The 20,677-nt window shown below is 72.2% G+C and carries 3 protein-coding genes; all 3 read left to right on the top strand.

Annotated features, from left to right (window positions below; all coding sequences use genetic code 11):
• The first annotated feature begins 2 nt into the window (after positions 1-2).
• On the top strand, positions 3-9,317 hold the full coding sequence (locus tag BHU15_RS07735) for a type I polyketide synthase (RefSeq protein WP_069626489.1): 9,315 nt from the start codon (positions 3-5) through the stop codon (positions 9,315-9,317).
• A complete protein-coding gene (locus tag BHU15_RS07730) occupies positions 9,314-18,316 on the top strand; it encodes an SDR family NAD(P)-dependent oxidoreductase (protein WP_069626488.1) in 9,003 nt (3,000 codons plus the stop codon). Before BHU15_RS07735 ends, BHU15_RS07730 begins: the two co-directional genes overlap by 4 nt.
• Positions 18,317-18,342: 26 nt before the next feature.
• Positions 18,343-20,677, top strand: a 2,335-nt coding sequence (locus tag BHU15_RS07725; protein ID WP_141726786.1) for a beta-ketoacyl [acyl carrier protein] synthase domain-containing protein, incomplete at its 3' end; no start/stop codon positions are given.

The following is a 20,677-nucleotide window of genomic DNA, read 5'->3' as shown; positions in this document are numbered from 1 at the left end:
GCATGCCGACGAACTGCTTCATCATCGGCGGCACCCGGGTCCTCACCCAGTGCGCCGCACAACTCCTCGACGCGGGCGTACGGATCGAGGGCGTCTTCAGCGACGACCCGGCCGTGGCCGCCTGGGCGGACACGCACGCGATCCCCGTTCTCGACCCGCACGGCGATCTGTCGGCGACGCTCTCGGCCCAGCCCTTCGACTACCTGTTCAGCATGGTCAACTTCCGGATCCTGCCCGCCGCGATCCTCGACCTGCCGACCACGGCCGCCGTCAACTTCCACGACGGGCCGCTGCCCCGCTACTCCGGCAGCCACGTGCCCGCCTGGGCACTGTACGAAGGCGCGTCCCGGCACGCGGCGACCTGGCACCGGATGACGGAGGCCGTCGACGCGGGCGGCGTGCTGCTGGAACGCTGGTTCCCGATCCGCGACCACTCCACCGCCCTGTCACTGACGTACGAGACGGCCGAGGTGGGCATCGACCTCTTCGCCGGCCTCGTACCGCACGTGGTGGCACGCACCCTGCCCGAACCGGTCGACACGAGCGACCGCGAAAGACGGTTCTACCGACGCTCCGCCCGCATGGCATCCGGCGGTGTCATCCACGCCGGCACCTCCGCCGGCGAGGCCGTACGCATCTCCAAGGCGCTGGACTACGGCTCCTTCCCGAACCCGCTCGGCGTACCGACCCTCGTCACCGAACAGGGCGCGGTCTTCACCCGCCAGGTCCGACTTATCCCGCGCGAGGACCCCCGTACCGAGACCACCGTGCTCTCGGTCACCACGTCGGCCATCACGCTGTCCGCCCCGGACGCCGACCTCGTACTGAGCGACTGCGTCGCGGTCGACGGAAGCGCGCTGAGCGGCCAGGCCGCCGCGCAGCGGCTCGGCATCGCGCCCGGCTCGCCGCTGCCCGCCGCCTCCGAGCGGCGGCTGGCGGACATCGCCGCCGCCCAGAAGCCGCTGCGGGCACACGAACCGTGGTGGCGCGCACGGCTGGAGTCGCTGCGCCCCGCGCCGCTGACCGTCGCCGACTTCTCCGCCGCCGGGGCCCACTACGGCCGCTACGAACTGGCCTTCATCCCCCGGTCGCGGGACGAGGCCGTCGCGGTCGCCCGCGCCTTCCTCACCGTCGTGGCCGAACGCACCGGCGAGCGGACCTTCGACTTCGCCTGGTCACCGGCCGCCGCGCGGGTCCTCGCGGAGCGGACCCATGGCATCGCCGCCGCGCGATTCCCCGTACGGTTCGACGGCGACTCCTCCCGGTCCCTGCGGGACAAACTCGCGGAGGCGACCGCCCGCGAGGGCTACGCGGGCGACCTCGAAGTCCGGCTCGGCCTGGCCGGCCGGCCGCTCGGCTCCGACGAGCCGAGCTTCACCCGCGTCATGGTGCTGGACCGGGTCGCGGGGGAGGAGGCGTCCGCCGAACCGCACACCGAGATCGCGCTGCTGTGCCTGGAGGACGGCCCGCCCACCGTCTTCGTACGCGAGACGGCGATGGGGGAGGACGAGGCGCTGGAGTTCACCGAGCGAGTCGAGGACCTGGTCCTCACGGCTCTGCTCCACGGCGAGTCCGTCTCGGAGCCCGTATCCGAGCCGCTCGCGGAGGCGCTCGCCGAGCCGGCCGTTGAGTCGGCCCCCGGATCGGCCGCCGAGCCGCTCGTCGAGGCGCGGTCCCCGGAGCCGGTCGCGGAGCCGTCGACCGCCGGGACCGTACTGGACCTGTTCGAGGCCACGGTGGCCGACCGCCCGAAGGCCGTCGCCGTCCGCAGCGGCACCCGCACGCTGGACTACGCCGGCCTGGACGCCTGGGCCGACGCCATCGCCGCCGACCTGCACGACCAGGGCATCGAGTCCGGTTCGGTGGTCGGCGTACTGATGGAGCGGGACCTCCCGTTGCTCCCGGCCATGCTCGGAATCCTGCGGTCCGGAGCGGCCTTCCTGCCGCTGGATCCCGGATATCCCGTGGAGCGGCTGCGGCGGTACGTGGACGTCTCGCGCTGCGATCTGATCCTCACCGACACTCGTACGCACGACCTCGGCACGTCGCTCGGTGACGCGCGTAGCGTGCCCGGGTCCAACGGCTCGGCGCAGGCGGTGCCGCCCCAGGTCACCCCCTCCGGCCTGGCCTATCTCCTCTTCACCAGCGGATCGACCGGTGACCCGAAGGGCGTGGAGGTCGAGCACGGCGCGCTGGCCAACTTCCTCACCGGGATCGGTGACCGCCTCGGAGTCTCGCCCGACGACACCCTGCTGGCGCACACCACCGTGGCCTTCGACATCTCCCTGCTGGAGCTGTTCCTCGGGCTCACGGTCGGCGCCACGGTCGTCCTGGCGTCCCGCGAGACCGCGGGCGATCCGTCCCGACTGGCCGAACTCACCACCGATGTGACGGTGGCTCAGGCGACCCCGAGTCTGTGGCGCCTGCTGCTGGGCACGGGCTGGACTCCGCATCCGGAGTTGACCGTGCTCTCCGGCGGCGAGGCCCTGCCGCCCGCCACCGCCGAACGTCTGCACGGACCCGCCCGTGCCCTCTGGAATCTGTACGGCCCGACCGAGGCGACCATCTGGGCCTCGTGCCACGAGGTCACCGCGATCGGCTCCTTCCTGCCGCTCGGCGAACCACTGCCGAACATGGAACTCCACGTGCTGGACGCGGAGTTGGCGCCGAGTGCGGCCGGAACCACCGGCGCGCTGTACCTCTCCGGCACCGGACTCGCGCGCGGCTACGCAGGGCGGCCGGATCTGACGGACGACGTCTTCGTCGTCCACCCCGAGACCGGCGTACGTCTGTACCGGACCGGTGACGAGGTACGACTGCACGCGGACGGCTCGATCGAGTGGCTCGGGCGCGGCGACGCCCAGGTCAAGGTGCGCGGCAATCGCATCGAACCCGCGGAGATCGAACGCGTGCTGGAGCGATTCGACGGCGTCACCGCCGCCGTGGTCGTCGCGGCGCAGTTCGAGGGACGCGGCGAACCGAGGCTCACCGCCTATCTGGTGGGCGACGGTACGCCGGCCAAGTCCCGACTGGACGCGTTCGTCGGCGACGTCCTGCCCCGCTACATGGTGCCCGACGCCTATGTCACCCTCGACGCGCTGCCGTTGACCGACAACGGCAAGGTCGCGCGTGCCCGGCTGCCGCTGCCGACGAGGGACAACGTCATCCGCTCGGCCGCCGCGCCCGCCGCGCCCGCCGCGCCCGCCGCGCCCGCCGCGACACCGGAGCGGTCCGGGGCGCTGTCGGAGCAGGCATCGGTGTCGGCGTCCGTGCCGACGTCCGTGTCGGCGGTGAGCGTGACGGTGGAGGCACTGGCGGAGTCGATCGCCGGGGTGTTCGCGGCCACGCTGGACCACCCCGCCTTCGACGTCCACGCCAACTTCTTCGACCTGGGCGGCGAATCGGCCAACGTCACGTTCGCGGCCGTACAACTCGGGCGTGAGCTGGGCGCGACCGTCACCGCCCCGTCGATCTTCGCCACCGGTACGCCGATGAAGCTGGCCCGGCTGCTGGGTGCGGAAGGCGTCGTACGACTGCTCGAACCGGGGGCCGAACAGGCAGTCATCGTAGAGGAGTTGGCGGAGCCCGAGCCCGTGGCGCCCGCCGTTCCCGTGGCGGCACCCGCCTCCGCAGAGCCCGCACGACCCGCCGACGAGGGCGCCCTCGCCGTCATCGGCATGGCATGCAGGTTCCCCGGCGCCACCACACCCGACGAGTTCTGGCAGAACCTCGTCGGCGGCGTGTCCAGCGTCGGACCCGCCCCGGAGGGCAAGCGCGGCTGGTCGCACCTGTGGTCCGACGCCGACGAGGTGCCCATGGCCTGGGTGGACGGTGCCGAGTACTTCGACGCCGCCCGCTTCGGCCTGACCGACCGCGAGGCCCGCCGCATGGACCCCCTCCAGCGGACCCTGCTCAGCGTCACGGCCGAGGCCCTGGAGAGCTGCGGCCACGACCACACGTCCCTCGGCGCCGCCACCGGCGTCTTCGTCGGCGTGATCGCGAGCGACTTCCCGGAGATCGTGGCGGGAAGCGTCGGCTACCACGACCCGCACGTGGCGACCGGCACGGCCGCCTCCATGATCGCCAACCGGCTCTCGCACGTCTTCGACTGGTCGGGCCCGAGCTTCACCGTCGACACGGCCTGCTCGTCCTCCCTCGTCGCCCTGCACGAGGCCGCCATGCATCTGCGGGCGGGCGACGTGGACGCCGCAGTGGTCGGGGCCGCGAACCTCGTCCTCACCCCGACCAAGTCCCGTTCCTTCGCCCGCAACGGGATGCTGTCCCCGCAGGGCATGTGCCGCACCTTCGACGACGACGCCGACGGTTACGTACGGGGCGAGGGCACCGGCGCCGTCATCCTCAAACGGCTCGCCGACGCCGAACGCGACGGTGACCCCGTGCTCGCCGTGATCCGAGGCACCGCCGTCAACCACACCGGGGGCAGCGCCGGTTTCCTCACCGCACCCAGCAGGCCGGCCCAGGAGGCGGTGCTGCGCAAGGCGCTGGCCGCTTCCGGGCGTACGTCGGCCGACATCGGCTACGTCGAGGCTCACGGCACCGGCACGCAACTGGGCGACCTCGTCGAACTCGAAGCCCTCCACGCGGTCCTGGGCGAACCGGCCGGCCGACGACCGGTCGCGGTGGGCTCGGTGAAGACCAACATCGGTCATCTGGAGCCCGCCGCCGGCATCGCCGGACTGATCAAGACGATCCTGACGCTCCAAGCAGGCCACATCCCGCCGTCGTTGAACTTCACCACCCCGAACTCCTCCTTCGACTTCGACGGTTCGCCCCTGTTCGTGGCCGACCGGCCCCAACCGTGGGGCAGCGGCCCGCGCGTCGCGGGGATCAGCAGCTTCGGCTTCGGTGGCGCGAACGCCCATGCGGTGGTCGAGGCGGGACCCGTCGGCGTATCGGACGGTACGGAGTCCGGTCCGCGGCTGCTGGTCCTCTCCGCCGGATCGGACGACGCGCTGCGTACCCTGGCCCACCGGCTCGTGCTGATGCTGCGCTCCGCGTACTGCCCGTCCCTGGACGACCTGAGCGAGGCCAGCCGGCGGCGGCCCGCCGCCACACACCGGCTGGCCTGCGTGGCGGACAGCGTCGAGCAGTTGGAGGACAAGCTGCGGCTGTTCCTGGCCGGGGTCGCCGACATCCGCTCCCTCCACGTGGGGGTGGCGACGGCCGAGACCGCTGCCACGCGGCCGATCGGCGCCGGAGCGGGCCGGGAGGCCCTGGCCGGGGCCGCCCGCGCGTTCGCCGCCGGCGCGACCCTGCCCGCCGGGCGGCGGGAGCGAGCGGGCGTACGGTTCCCGACCGCGCCGCACGCGGAGAAGTACCTCTGGCTGGAACCGGCGGAGCCGCCGAACACGCCGGCTGCTGCTCCGAGCACGAAGAACACCTGGACGGAGCACCCGGAGGCCGCCGAACACCTGGTGCTCGGCAGGCCGACACTGCCCGGCGCCGGATATCCGGGAAAGGTGGCCGAGCTGCTCGGCCGGGAGCGGTTCGGTCTGCGTGACCTCACCTTCCGGGCGGCCGTCGAGGCGCCCACGACCCTCAAGGCCGAACGCGACAACACCACCGTCGCCTTCCGCGCCGGCGGCGGCGCCGGCGCCGTCGTCTGCACTGTCGAGTTGACCGATCCCGAGCAGACGACACTCACCCCCGCGCCGACGACCGACGGCTTCACCCCCGTCGCGGTCGACGCGATGTACGCCGCGTTCGAACGCGCCGGACTGAGCTACGGCCCCGGCTTCCGTACCGTGTCCACGCTGTCCGTGGCACCCGGCGAGGCGACGGGTGAGCTGCGCGGCGAGGCGCCGAGCACGGGCGCGGTGGACGCCAGGCTCCTCGACGGCGCCTTCCAGATCGCGCTCGCCGCGTGCGGGGCGCAGGGACTGTACGTGCCCTTCACCGTGGCACGGCTCACCGTCCTCGGCCGGCTACCCGACACCGTCCGGGTGTACGCCAGGCGGGACCGGGACACCGCCCCGGATTCCGGTCTGCTGACGGCGAGTCTGGTGATCCTGGACGGTGACGAACCCGTACTGGAAGCCCGTGGGATCACCTGGAAGCGGCTCTCCCAGGCGCCGTCGCCGGACGCCACGGGAGGCGACACCGGCAAGGGGCACCGTGCCGCGCCGCCTTCGTCGCGCACCCCGGCACCCACCCGGATCCCGACCCCGGCGCATGTCTCCAACGGCGCCCGTCCCGGGCCGGCCCCCAGCCGGTCGGCGGCCGGGGATCTGGACGCGGCCGTCGCCCAATGGGTGGCAGGCGCACTGGAGTTGGACGTCGACGAGCTGGAGACGGACCGGCCGCTCCAGGAGCAGGGGCTCGATTCGATGCTCGCCGTCTCGCTGGCCCAGGACATCCGGGCCAAGCTGGACGTGGACATACCGGTGACGCTGGTCCTGGAGGTCGGCACGGTCGATCGCCTGGCCGCCGAGCTGAGGGACGAGTACGGGGCCACCGCGCCGTCCGTCGCCTCGGAGCCCGTCGACGCGGGCGTTGCCCGGCCGGACGCCGTGCCCGATGAGCAGCCCGAGCCGGCCCCGGTCCGAACCCCGGCCCCGGCCCCGGCCCAAATACGGACGGCAGAGCCGTCCGACCCCCCGGTGCCCGGTGACGCCGACCTGCATGACATCGCCATCATCGGCTTCGACGGCGTGTTCCCGAACGCCGCCAACACCGACGAGCTGTGGCGGGTACTCCTGGAAGGCGTGGACTGCCTGAGCGAGGTGCCCGCGTCCCGCTGGGACATCGACTCGTACTACGGCACCGAGGGCAAGCCCGGCACCGTCTACCTCAGGCGGGCCGGCTTCGTCGAAGGGCTGACCGACTTCGACGCCGGGTTCTTCCGGCTGTCGCCCGCAGAGGCGGAGTGGATCGACCCCCAGCAGCGCCATCTCGTCCAGTCCGCCTGGCGCGCCATGGAGGACGCCGGTCTGGCGGGAGACACCCAACGGTCCACCGGTGTGTTCGTCGGCGCCAGCTACCAGCACTACCGCGACATGGTCGTCGGGGACGTCGTACAGACCGCGGCGGGACTGGGCAACCACAACGCGATCCTGGCCAACCGCGTGAGCTTCTTCCTTGATCTGCACGGGCCGAGCATGACGATCGACACGCTGTGCTCGTCGTCGCTGGTGGCCCTGCACACGGCGGTGCGCAGCATCCGCGACGGCGAGTGCGAACAGGCCATCGTCGCCGGTGTGCACCTGGCGATGTCACCGCAGTACTTCCAACTGGGCGCACGACTGCGGTCGTTCTCTCCCTCCAACGCCCTGCGGCCGTTCGACGCCGGTGCTGATGGGTTCGTGCCGGGGGAGGGTGTGGTGACGGTGGTGGTGAAGCCGCTGAGTGCCGCATTGCGTGACGGTGACCGGATCCGGGGTGTGATCAGGGGAAGCGCGGTCAACCACGGTGGCCGTACGAGTGGTCTGACGGTCCCGAGCAGCTCGGCCCAACAGGAGGTTATCTCCGCCGCGTTGGGGGATGCGGGGGTGTCGGTGGAGTCGATCGGGCTGGTGGAGGCTCATGGGACGGGTACGAGTCTGGGTGATCCGATCGAGGTGGAGGGTCTGACGCGTGCCTGGCGTGGGGTGACGGACAGGTCCCAGTTCTGCGCGATCGGTTCGCTGAAGGGGAATGTGGGCCATCTGGAGCCGGCGGCCGGGTTGGCCGGGTTGGTGAAGGTGTTGCTGGCGATGGAGCACGAGATGGTTCCGCCGTCGTTGCATGTGGTGCGGCCCAACGATCACATCCGGTTTGAGGAGACGCCGTTCTATCTGGCTGATCGCGCGGTGGAGTGGCCGAGGAACGGAACACCCAGGCGGGCCGCGGTCAGTGCCTTCGGCATGGGCGGTGTCAACGCCCATGTGATCGTGGAAGAGCCTCCGAAGCCGCCCAGGCGCGAGGCGCCCGCGCAGGACTCGTATGTGGTGCGTGTCAGTGCGGCGGACGGGACCGCGCTGCGAACCCTCGCCGACGCCTATGCCGAGACTCTGATCGACACGTCGGAGGACGACCTCGGGGACTTCGCGTTCACCGCCAACACCGCCCGTGCCGCCCACCGTTACGGCGTGGCCGTGCAAGGTGCCGACACTCGCGAACTCGCCGCCGGACTCAAGGAAGTGGTGACGGGTCGCGGCGCACTGTCCCGTAAGGGCGGCAAGGCACAGCCTTCGGCCTTCATGTTCACGGGGCAGGGTTCGCAGTATGTGGGTATGGGGCGTGGGTTGTACGGGGTGGAGCCGGTGTTCCGGGCGGCGTTGGACGAGTGTGCGGATGTGTTGGCGGGGCATGTGGATGTGCCGTTGGGGGAGTTGTTGTTCGGTGAGGTGGGTGGTGGTGGTCGGTTGGATCGTACGGGGTATGCGCAGCCGGCGATTGTGAGTGTGCAGGTGGGGTTGGTGCGTTGGTTGGAGTCGGTGGGGGTGCGGCCGGATGTGGTGGTGGGTCACAGTCTGGGTGAGTTGACGGCTGCGTGGGTTGCGGGTGTGCTGGATCTGGGTGATCTGCTGGAGTTGACGGCGGTGCGTGGGCGGTTGATGGAGTCGCAGCCGGGTGCGGGTGCGATGGCGGTGGTGCATGCGGATGCCGAGGCTGTCGTGGCTGCGATATCGGCTCATCCTGGGGTGGAGATCGCGGCGTTCAACGCGCGTCGATCGGTGACGGTCACGGGTCCGGCGGAGGCGGTGCAGGGTTTCTGTCAGGAGTCGGGCCTGCGCACGCAGCAGTTGACGGTCAGTCACGCGTTCCACTCGGCGGCGATGGAGGGAGCCGTCGCCCCCTTCGTCGAAGCTGTGGCGGGCAGGTCCCTCTCCGCTCCGGTGATCGGGTTCGCGTCGACGGTGACGGGCGGCTGGCATTCGGCCGAGACGGCCACCGACCCCGACTACTGGGGCCGCGCCATCCGCGAGCCGGTGCACTTCTCGCAGGCGCTGACGACGCTGGCCGAGGCCGGCCCGGCGGTGGCCTGGGAGATCGGCTCCCACCCCCAACTCACCTCCCTCGCCCGCGCGTCGTGGAGCGGAACGCAGCCGATGTGGCTCAGCACCTTGCGCCGGGACCGCACCGATCAGGTGCAGCTCCACAGCGCCGTGGCGAACTACTACAACCACACCCGCACCGACCTCGACTGGACCGGGCTGCACCAGGACAAGGGCCGCCGCACCACCACCATCCCCACCTACCCCTTCAACCGACAGGAGCTGACCGCGCCACCCGTACGCCGTGGTGGCACCGGTACGAGCACCCTCAGCCACCCGCTGTTCGACCGTCACTACGAGCACCGGAGCGAGGGACAGTGACGAATCAGGGCGAGACCTACGAGAAGACGTTCACGGGCCAGGAGCCCTTCATCGCCCAGCATCGCTCAGCGGGTATCGGGCTGCTGCCTGCGGCGGTGCAGTTGGAGATGGCGATGGTGGGGGTCGCCCGGCGGCGGCCGTTCATCCCGCTGGAACTCAACGGTGTGACCTTCCTGCGCCCCCTCACCATCGCCGACGACGCGGCGGCCCCTGTCCGCCTCGACGTGTCCTTCGGCCCGCAGACCAGCTTCGAGTTGAGCACCGTGGTGGCCGGCGACCGCAAGCCGCTGTCCACCGGAACCGGCCGGCTGCTCCCGGACGCCGTCCCGCCCCCGCCCGCCGAGACCGGCCGGCAGCCTGCGGCCACGCGGACGGTGCCCCCGGAGCGGCTGTACGAGAGCTGGGCGCGGGAAGGGCTGCTGTACGGTCCCGACTTCCGTACCGTCCGCGAACTCGCCCTCGGCGAGAGCGGCGTGGCCCGCGCCACGCTGCGGTCCGACAGCGAGCCGGTGCCCTGGTACGCCCATCCGCTTCTGGTGGACGGCGTGTTCCAGGTCGTCAGCTGCGCGCTCCAGGACCTCACGGGTGAGGCCGGCCCGTATCCCATGCTGCCCATCGGCGTCGCGAGGCTCACCGTCTTCGCCGACCTCTCGCTTCTGTCGGCCGGTGTGACCGTCGTGGTGCGCCGTACCGGCGTCGACGGCGCGTACGCGACCGCGGACGCCCAGCTCCTCGGCCCCTCGAACGACGTCGTCGCTGAGTTCGAGGGACTGCGGATGCGCCGTACGGCCGCCGTGTCGCCACCTGCGGCCACCCGGCCCCGGCCGCGCGCGGACACGCTGCCGATCACCCGGATCGACTGGCGCCCCGCACCGGCGGGCGACGAACGGACCGACCCGGCGACCGGGACGTGGGTCGTCCTGCACAACGGCGGCACGGGCGGTCTCGGTGAGCGCGCCGCCCGCCAACTGCGGGCCGACGGCGCCCGCGTGGTGGAGGTCGGCGTCGGACCCGCCGGGCCACCGGCGCACGACCCCGATCACCGGACGCTCACGGGGCCGGACGAGGAGGCGTTCCGGCGGCTCTGGGAGGAGATCGGAGATCCGGTCGCGGGTGTGCTGCACCTGTGGAACGCCGATGCCGCGCCCGACGACGCGCAAGCTTCCGGGGAGGAGACGGAGCTGCGCCTCGGACTGTACGGCTGCCTCGCCGCCCTGCGGACCCTCGGCGAGCGGCAGCGCAAGTCCCGTTTCCACGCCGTGACCAGGGACGGTCAGCCGGTCGGGACCGGCGACCGGCCGGTACCCGCGCGCGCCGCCCTGTGGGGCTTCCTCCGCACCGCCGCCATCGAGTACCCGGGCCTCCGCCCCCGCCTCATCGACATCGACCAGCCCTCCGACGACACGCTCCGCGCCGTCCTGAGGGAGGCCGGCGCGGCCGACGGCCCCACCGAGGTCGGCTACCGGCGGGGCGTTCGCCACGTACCCGTCCGGGTGCGCGACCGGTCTGCGTACACCGCGCCCTCCGGCGCGGAGGGGCCGATCAGACAGGGTGGCCGCTACCTCGTCCTCGGCGGGCACGGCGGGCTGGGCCTTGAGGTCGCCGACCGGTTCGCACGGGAGGGTGCCGGTGTCGTCGCGCTGGTCAGCCGTTCCGGAGCGGCCCCTGCCGACGACGACCGGACGGGCGCGATCAGCGCGCGAGGGTGCGAAGTGGTGTCGTACGGCGCGGACGTGACCTCGCCCGGCGCCCTGGCGGCCGTCGTGGAACGCTTCCGCGCCGAGTTCGGCGAGTTGCACGGCGTGGTCCACGCGGCCGGCACGCTCAAGGACGGGCTGATCCGCAGCGCCACCGCCGAGGACATCGCGGCCGTGATGAGGCCGAAGGCGGACGGCGTACGGGAGTTGGCAGCCGCCGTCGCGGGGCGGGACCTGGACTTCGCCGTACTGTTCGCGTCGGTCTCCGGCACGTTCGGCAACCTCGGCCAGGGCGGGTACGCGGCGGCGAACGCCTACCTGGACGGCTTCGCGCAGGCGCACGGCGAGCCGTGGCTGAGCGTCGACTGGGGCCTGTGGGGCGAGGTGGGCATGGGCACCGCCGTCGCGGAGCAGCTACGGCGACGCGGAGTGCGGCCACTGGGCACCACGGAGGGCCTGGACGCCCTGATCGCGGTACTGGGAGCGGCGGACGACCTCCGCCAGGTGATCGTCGCCCACCCGGACGCGGGCGACGTGATCGAGGAGCCGGGGGCCCCTTCCGACGTACACACAAAGACTCCTGACGATATGTCAGTTAACGTCGGCTCGGCCGGGGAGGGGGACGGTGAGCGAGTCGGGGAAGCGCTGGAGCAGTTCCTGACGGAGCGGCTGGGCGTCACGTCCTTCGACCGCGAGACCCCGCTCTCGGACTACGGCATGAGCTCGATCATGAGCGTCGAGCTGTCGGAGGAACTGTCCAGCAGATGGGGAGTCCACCTTCCGGCGACGCTCTTCCTTGAGTACGGCGAGTTCGACGAGCTGGTCGAGGCCCTGACCGGCCGTTACGGCGCGGCAGCCGCTGTTGAGGTGCCGGAGACCGCCGAGTCTGGCACCGTCAAGGCGGGCGAGGCGACAGAGGCAGCCGCCGACCCGCGCCCTCAGCGCCACACGCCCGCCTCCCGTGACACGGACGTCGCGATCGTCGCCGTGTCCGGTGATCTCCCGGGCGCGGTCGGCGAGGTCACGGAGCTGTGGCCCCTGCTCCGCTCCGGCGGGCACGCGTTCACCGAGATCCCGGCCGAACGCTGGGACATCGACGCCCACTTCGAGCAGCGCGGCCCCCGAATGACCGGCACCTACTGCCGTACCGGTGCCTTCGTCACCGGCATCGACCGCTTCGACCCGGCCTTCTTCGGCATCTCCGTACGCGAGGCCGAGGAGATGGACGTCCAGCAGAAGCTGCTGCTGGAGCACGCCTGGACGGTTCGGGACGACAGCGGTCTCGCCGGCCGCCGCGACATCGGCGTCTTCGTCGGCGCCACCTACACCCATCACCGCGACACCCAGGGACTTCAGACCGTCGGACCGCACACCGCGCTCGGCTCCATGAACGCGGTACTGGCCAACCGGATCTCCTACACACTGGACCTGACCGGTCCCTCGCAGACCGTCGACACCCTGTGCTCGTCGTCCCTCGTCGCCATTCAGCAGGCGGTCGCCGCACTGCGCGCCGGACACTGCGGCGCCGCGATCGTGGCGGCCTGCCAGGTCGGTCTGACTCCCTGGTACTACCGCAGCCTCAGCCAGCTCGGTGCCCTCTCCGACACCCGGCCACGACCCTTCGACGAGCGGGCCGACGGATTCCTCCCCGGCGAAGGCACGCTGGCCTTCATGCTGAGACCGCTCGCGGACGCCGAACGTGACGGCGACCGGATCTGGGGCGTCATCCGCGGCACCGCCGTCAACCACGGGGGCCGCGGCAGCGCCATGCCCGTGCCCCGCAGCGAGGCCCAGGCCGCCGTCGTACGGGCGGCGCTGGACGACGCCGGGCTTGCCCCCGCGGACGTCTCCCTCATCGAGACGCACGGCACGGCGACCAGGCTCGGCGACCCGATCGAGATCGCCGCGCTGACCGAGGTCTTCGGCGGCGACCCGGACCGTGGCGAGCCGTGCCACATCGGGACGGTGAAGGGCAACATCGGGCATCTGGAGCCGGCGGCCGGGCTCGCCGGACTGCTGAAGGTTCTGCTGTGCCTGCGGCATCGGGAGATCCCGCCCGTCGCCGGTTTCGAGACTCCCAGCAGCCATCTGAATCTGTCCGCGGGGCCGTTCGTGATCCCCGTGGAGGCACGGCCGTGGACCTCCGACGGGCCGCGCCGCGCGGGAATCAGCTCCTTCGGGATGGGCGGCACCAACGCGCACATCGTGGTGGAGGAGTACGAGGGGTACGAGGGGTACGAGGACCGCGCCGCGAAGTCCCGGTCCCGGCACGAGACGTACGGTACCCAGACCCGTACCACCCCCGCCGTACCGGACGAGCACCTGCTGGTCCTGTCCGCTCACACCCCGGACACCCTGGCCCGGCGCATGGCGGACGTCCGGTCACTGCTGCGGCAGGACAACGCGGCGAGCCTGAGCGCCCTGTGCCGTTCCAGCGCCGTCGGACGCGACCACCTGGCACACCGGGTCGCGGTCCTGGGAGCCACGGCCGACGAGCTGCGCGCCGGGCTGACCGAGGCACTGCGCCTCGGGGACCGGGCGCACGGCACTGTCGTACGCGGCGCGACGGTCCTCGACGCCGCGTCGACCGGGCTCAGCGGTCCGGCCTTCCGCTACGCGGCCGGCGGAACCGTCGACTGGGCCACGGTGTATCCGGGACCCGCGGAGTCCGGCCGCCCCGCCCTCCCCGCCTACCCGTTCGGCGCGCGATCCGAGCCGGCTGTCACCGCCCCACCGGACACGACCGACGTCGTACGGCGCCTGTCCCGCGCCCACCGGGTGCTGGGCGAGCAGACCGTCCCCGGAGCGCTGCCGGTGGCCCTCGGTCTGCGGACGAGCGGCGCCCTGCGGCAGATCACCTTCACCGGCCGGGGGACCGGAGACCATCCCCTCACGAACAACCTGGCCGACCCCACCCGTACCGGGCCCGCCACCTTCCGTCACGCCGACCGGGTGATCGCCCGGCTCACCACCACCGAAGCCCCGGCCACGCCCCCCGCTCCGGTGCACCTCGACGCCTTGCGCGCCGCGCTCGACCGGACGCTGGAACCGGCGGGTCTCTACGCCTGGTTCGCCGCGAAGGGGATGGAACTCGACGCACCGCTGCGGTCCGTCGCCGAGATCCACTACGGGCCAGGCCGGGTACTCGCGCGGATCGACATCCCGGCCGGCGACATGCTGGAGGCCGAGGCGGTGGCACTCGACGCCGCCCTCCAGACCATGGCCGTACTCACGCTTGCGGATCCGGCGGCCCCGTCGGCCACCCATCTGCCGGTCTCCATCGGCCGGGTGGTGCGCTGGGCGGAGCCGGCGCGGACGGCGTTCGTCCTGCTCGAAGGTGCCGAACCCGACAGCGACGGCACGCGACGCGGCGACGCGTCCCTGCTCGCCGCCGACGGCCAGGTGCTCGTCCGGCTCGACGCCATCGAGTACCGCACCGTGACCGCCGCCACCGGCTCGCCGTCCGCCCCCACCCGCCGCACGCCGCAGGCGGCGGTGGCGGAGACGGCGATCGTCGCGTTGGTACGCGACGTCCTCCACGACCCCGGAGTCACGGCGACCACCTCCCTGTCCGCCGTGGGGCTCGACTCCATGCTGGCGACGGCGATAGCCGCCGACGTCGAGGAGACGTACGGGGTGAAGCTGAGCCCGACGGACGTCCTGGACGCCGCGGACTGCCGCACTCTCGCCGCGCATGTCGCCGAACTCGCCGACGACGAAGCCGTGTTCGCCCCAGCCGCGGTCCGCGACGCGGCTCAGGTCCGCGACACGGCCGCGGTCCGCGAGCCGGCACCCGGCACCGCCGACGGCCGGGAACACGACATCGCCGTCATCGGGCTTGCCCTGGCGCTCCCCGGCGCCCCGGACCCCGAAGGGTTCTGGTCGCTGCTTGCCGACTCCCGCGAGGAGATCCGTCCGGCGCCGGACCACCGCTGGGGGAGGTACGCCGACGGGTCCGAGTCCGACGTCGGCGGATTCCTCGACAACGTGGCGGAGTTCGACGCCCGGTTCTTTGACTTCTTCCCCAAGCAGGCGGAGGTGCTCGATCCCCAGGCCCGCTGGCTGCTCCGTACGACCTGGGAGGCACTGGAGTCGGCCGGCCTCCCGCCGCGCCAACTGGCCCCGTCCACCGGTGTGTTCGTGGGCGCCAGCTACCAGCACTACCGGGACTACAACATCGCGCCGGAGCTGGACGCGCCCAGCGGCCTCGGCAACCACAACGCGTTCCTCGCCAACCGCGTGAGCTTCTTCCTTGATCTGCACGGGCCGAGCATGACGATCGACACGCTGTGCTCGTCGTCGCTGGTGGCCCTGCACACGGCGGTGCGGAGTATCCGCGACGGCGAGTGCGAGCAGGCCATCGTCGCCGGTGTCCGGGTCGCCCTGTCCCCGCTGCACTACGTCGCGATGAAGAACCTGCGCGCGCTCTCCCCGTCGGGCGCGTCCCGGCCGTTCGACTCCGGTGCGGACGGGTTCGTGCCGGGGGAGGGTGTGGTGACGGTGGTGGTGAAGCCGCTGAGTGCCGCATTGCGTGACGGTGACCGGATCCGGGGTGTGATCAGGGGAAGCGCGGTCAACCACGGTGGCCGTACGAGTGGTCTGACGGTCCCGAGCAGCTCGGCCCAACAGGACGTCATCCGCGCCGCGTTGGGGGACGCGGAGGTGCCGGCGGAATCGATCGGGCTGGTCGAGGCCCATGGGACAGGCACGAGCCTGGGCGATCCGATCGAGGTCGAGGGTCTGACGCGTGCCTGGCGTGGAGTGACGGACAAGTCCCAGTTCTGCGCCATCGGTTCGCTGAAGGGGAATGTGGGCCATCTGGAGCCGGCGGCCGGGTTGGCCGGGTTGGTGAAGGTGTTGCTGGCGATGGAGCACGAGATGGTTCCGCCGTCGTTGCATGTGGTGCGGCCCAACGATCACATCCGGTTTGAGGAGACGCCGTTCTATCTGGCTGATCGCGCGGTGGAGTGGCCGAGGAACGGAACACCCAGGCGGGCCGCGGTCAGTGCCTTCGGCATGGGCGGTGTCAACGCCCATGTGATCGTGGAAGAGCCTCCGAAGCCGCCCAGGCGGGAGGCGCCCGCGCAGGACTCGTATGTCGTACGGGTCAGCGCCGCCGACGAGACCGCGCTGCGAACCCTCGCCGACGCCTACGCCGACCGGTTCGATACGGCACGCGACGCCTGGGAGACCGCCGACCTCTGCCACACCGCCAACACCGCCCGCTCCCCGATGGAGTTCCAGACGGCGGTGCACGGATCCACGGCCGTCGAACTCGCCGCCGCCCTGCGCTCCGTCGCCGCCGGGAACGTCCCGGTGGCCCGCGTCGATATCGACCTGACCGCCGAAGCGACGGCCGCGCCCCGGCCCGCCGACACGGTGGAACTGGTCAGAGCGGGCTACGCGCACACCGACTGGGCCTCGCTCTCCGCCGCTGGCGCACGTATCACGGACCTGCCCACCTACCCGTTCTCACGTGGGTCCTACTGGCGCACCACCGACCCCGTGGTCCTGCCGGGCCCCGGACGGCCGACGGGCGGCGAGGGCGGCGCCGCGGCGGTACGTATCGAGTGGCGGGCCCGCGAACTGGCGCCCGCGCTTCCGACCGGCTCGGCCGGCCCGGCCACCGTACGGCTGGTCGCCGCCGACCCCGAGATCGGGCGCGCGCTGACGACGGTCCTCCGGCACCGGGGCGTCACCGTTGTCGAGCCCGGTCAACAGGCGGACACGACCATCGTGGTCGACGCCCCCGGCGGCCGACCGGACCACGACGGCGAACTGCGTGCGTTCTGGGTTGAGTTGGCGGGACTGATGAAGTCGCTGCCCGCGCACGGCAAACTGCTCTGGGCCGGATACCACGGCGTGGCAGTGCACCCCGACGAGCGCGGTGGCCTGTCCCCCGTACGAGCCGCCATGGCCATGGCCGTACGGGCGGCCGGGGCCGAGAACCGTAAGCCAACCGCCGTTGTCCAGCTGGACCCGGCCGACCCCGCCGAGGCGCGGGCCCTGTGCCTGGCGGCCGAGTACGCCGCCCTCAGCACCGACCCCACGGCCGGGGACGACGCGGACACGACGATCGTCGCCTACCGGCGAGGCGTCAGACACGTCCCGGAACAGGCACCCGTTCCCGCGCCCGCCGGCCCGCCGTACACCCCGCCGGCCTCCGGGTACTACCTGGTCACCGGAGGACTCGGCGCCGTAGGGCTGCGTCTGGCCCAGCGGCTGATCGACCGGGGAGCCGCCCGCGTCGGCATCATCGGCCGGTCGGTCGTCGATCCCCAAAGCTCCACCCCCTTGCGGGAGTTGAGGCGGCGCGCCGAGGTCGAGTATCTGGCCTGCGACGTGTCCGACCCGATGGCGCTCGCAGCCGTGGCCGGGCAGTTCGGCAGGCGCTGGGGCCGGCTGGTCGGCGTCGTGCACTCCTCCGGCGGGGTCAACCCGTTCGGGGCGATGCACCGCCGGGCCTGGAGCGACGCCGAGAAGGTACTCGCCCCCAAGGTCCCCGGCTCGCTCAACGTTGTACGGCTGGCCAAGGAACAGGGCGCCGACTTCGCCGTCCTGGTGTCCTCGATCGCCGGCACACAGGCGTCCGCCGGTCGCGGCCTGGTCGACTACAGCCTCGCCAACGCCTACCAACTGGCCCTCGCCGAGCGGGAGAACGACGCCGTCACCAAGGTCACCGCACACGCGTGGCCGAACTGGACGGGCATCGGCATGAAGGCGGACGCGTCCTTCTCCGCCGCATACTCGGTCAGCGCCGAGCACGCACTGGACGCCTTCTCCGGCCACCTGCGGTCGGGTGGCGCCGTGATCTTCCCGGGCAGCGCTCCCGACACCCCGCCGAAAGCAGCCGAGTCGTTCGAGCCCGCGCCGTCGGTGGCACCGGTCGAACCACCCGTACGTCCTGCGGCGCGCACCGTTCAGGACGTCGCGGGGATGCGCGCGCGGGTCCGGGACGCGTTCGTCCAGGTGCTCGGAGAGGACCCGGAAGACCGTCCGCTCCAGAGCCTCGGGCTGGACTCCCTCGTGATCGCCGAACTGACCACGGCCCTTGAGCAGCGCAGCCAACTGACCGTCGATCCCTCGCTGTTGATGCGGGCGCGTACGGCCGACGAGATCGCCAGGGACCTCGCCGCCCACGAGCCCACGCCCTCCTCCCGTCCGTCCATCCCCGACCCCGACCCCGATCTCGATCCCGACCCTGTCCGTCCCGATCCCGAGTCCGTGACGACATCCGCTCTGAGCGCCTTGCTGCGTCCGCTGCTCGTGCACGACGGACAGCGGGGAGTGGGCCAGGCATGACCGGAGAGCCGAACGAAAGGACTGCTGTGAGCGAGCGCGACACCCGCATCGCCGTGATCGGCCTCGCGGTACGGCTCCCGGGCGCGGAGGACGCCGCCGATCTGACGGCCCTGCTCGGCCGCGACGGGGTCGAGGTCGGCGAGGTCCCACCGAGCCGGTGGGCCCGTGAGCTGTACCGGGGCGAGGGGCCCCACCAGGGAACGCACCATCGCGGCGGCTTCCTGGTGGACCCGTTCTCCTTCGACCACGAGGCGTTCGGCATGACCGCCGAGGACGCCGTGCTCCTCGACCCGCAGCAGCGCGTGATGCTGGAGGTCGGCGCGCGAGCCCTGGAGGACTCTGGGTACCGGGGGGTCCGACGTCGGCTCGACGCAGGCGTGTTCATCGCCGCGCGCATGAACGCGTACGGCTTCGACCAGGGCCGGGGCACGATTCCGCCCGGCCCGCCAGGTTCGGCCGGTCCCGTCGGGATTCCCGGGCCGGCCGCCCTGTGGGGGCGGTCGCAGAACTTCATGGCGGCATGGCTGTCGGACCGCTTCGATCTGGCGGGCCCGAGCCTGGTGGTCGACACCGCCTGCTCGTCCTCGCTGTCGGCGGTCTGGCTCGCCTGCCAGAGCCTCGCGGCCGGGACGTCCGAACTCGCCCTGGTGGGCGGGGTCGACCTGCTGATCGACCCGCTCACGTTCGTACTCCTCTCCCGCACCGGGGCGCTCTCCCCGGACGGGCTCTGCCACACCTTCGACACCAGGGCCAACGGCTATGTGCCCGGGGAGGGAGCCGCCGCGCTGGTGCTGAAGCCGATGCCGGCCGCGTTGGCGGACGGCGACGTGATCCTCGGGGCCATCAGCGGCGTCGCGGTCAACAACGACGGCCGCACCATGGGTGTCACCACACCGAACCTGGAAGCCCAGATCGAGTTGCTCGGCACTGCGTACCGGACCATCGACCCGGCGACCGTCCAGTACGTCGAGGCACACGGCACCGGCACCGCCATCGGTGACCCGATCGAAGTGCGGGCGCTCACCGAGGTGTTCACCAGGCACGGAGTGGCGAGGAACTCCGTCGCACTCGGTTCGATCAAGCGCCGGATCGGCCATCTGCACTCGGCGTCGGGGCTCGCCGGACTCGCGAAGATCATCGTCGCAATGCGCGAAGGTACCGTCCCGGCCGTGGCGGTGGACTCGCCCAACCCGCGCCTCAACCTCGCGGACAGTCCCTTCCATCTGCCGGAGACATGCCTCCCCTGGCCGGACGCCCCGGTGCGCCGGGCAGCGGTGAGCGGATTCGGCTTCGGCGGCACCAACGCCCATGTGGTGGCCGAGGCTGCCCCGCGAACTGCCGGCACCCCGGCCGGGCAGCCCGCGCCGGTCGTCCACGTGCTGCCGCTGTCCGCCGACAGCCCGTACGCGCTGCGCGAACTGGCCGCCCAATGGCTGGAGTTCCTGCCGACCCTGCCGGACGGACCCCGCGAGCTCGGCGACGTGTGCGCCACCGCCCGCCTGGCCCGGCCGCACCGTACCGAGCGGCTGGCCGTCGTCGGCGCCGACGCGCGTCAACTGGCAGCCGCGCTGCGCTCCTGGCTCCTGCGGGCCGGTGCCCAGGAACTCCGTACAACCGTCCACGTACGTCCCGAAGCGGCCGATGCACCGCCCGCGTGGCTGATCGCCCTTGACCGCACCACACCGGCCGTCCACGAGGTCATCGGCCAGTTCGAAGCGGCCACCGGCACCCAACTTGCCTCATTCGGAGGTGAGTTGCTGCGGATCGCCGCCGGGATCACCCTCGCCGTCGCGCTGCGCGACCTCGGACTGCCCGCAGGCGCCGTCGACCTGCCCCCGGGCTGGGAGGCGGTCGGGGACTTCGTACGAGGACGAGTCCCGCTGGAGCAGGCGCTGGCCGACATCCTGCGGAGCGACAACGAACTCGCGCGCGACGTCCGGGGTCACGCTCCCGCTCCCGGCGACCGCAACGACGTCGGCGCACGCCTCGCAGAAGCCCGCGACGAGCGGGCGGTCACCGTGGTGCTCGACGCGATCGCCGCCGAGCTTTTCCAGGCGGGCCAGGACATCGACTGGGCGGCGTTCCAGCAATCCACGGGCGTGCAGTGGAGCAAACGCCTGCTGCCGTCCGCCCAACCGCGCGGCCGTGCACTGAACTTGGCCGAGCCCCTGCGCTCCGCCGAGCCCGGATCACCCGCGGAGCTGGTGTCGGACGAGGGGGCGGCCGGGTACACGTACTCCCGTGTCTTCGGTCCGGCCGAGGCGCCCATCGCGCAGCACGCGGTGTACCGCACGCTCATGCTCCCGGGTGTGGCGTGGTTCGACTTCCTCCGCGAAGGCGCCGCGCTGCGCGGCGACCCGT

Origin of the sequence: Streptomyces niveus, assembly GCF_001723055.1 — a bacterium.
Lineage (GTDB): Bacteria > Actinomycetota > Actinomycetes > Streptomycetales > Streptomycetaceae > Streptomyces > Streptomyces niveus.
Note: the sequence above shows the minus strand (reverse complement) of the source record. Positions and strands in the feature narration are given on the sequence as shown.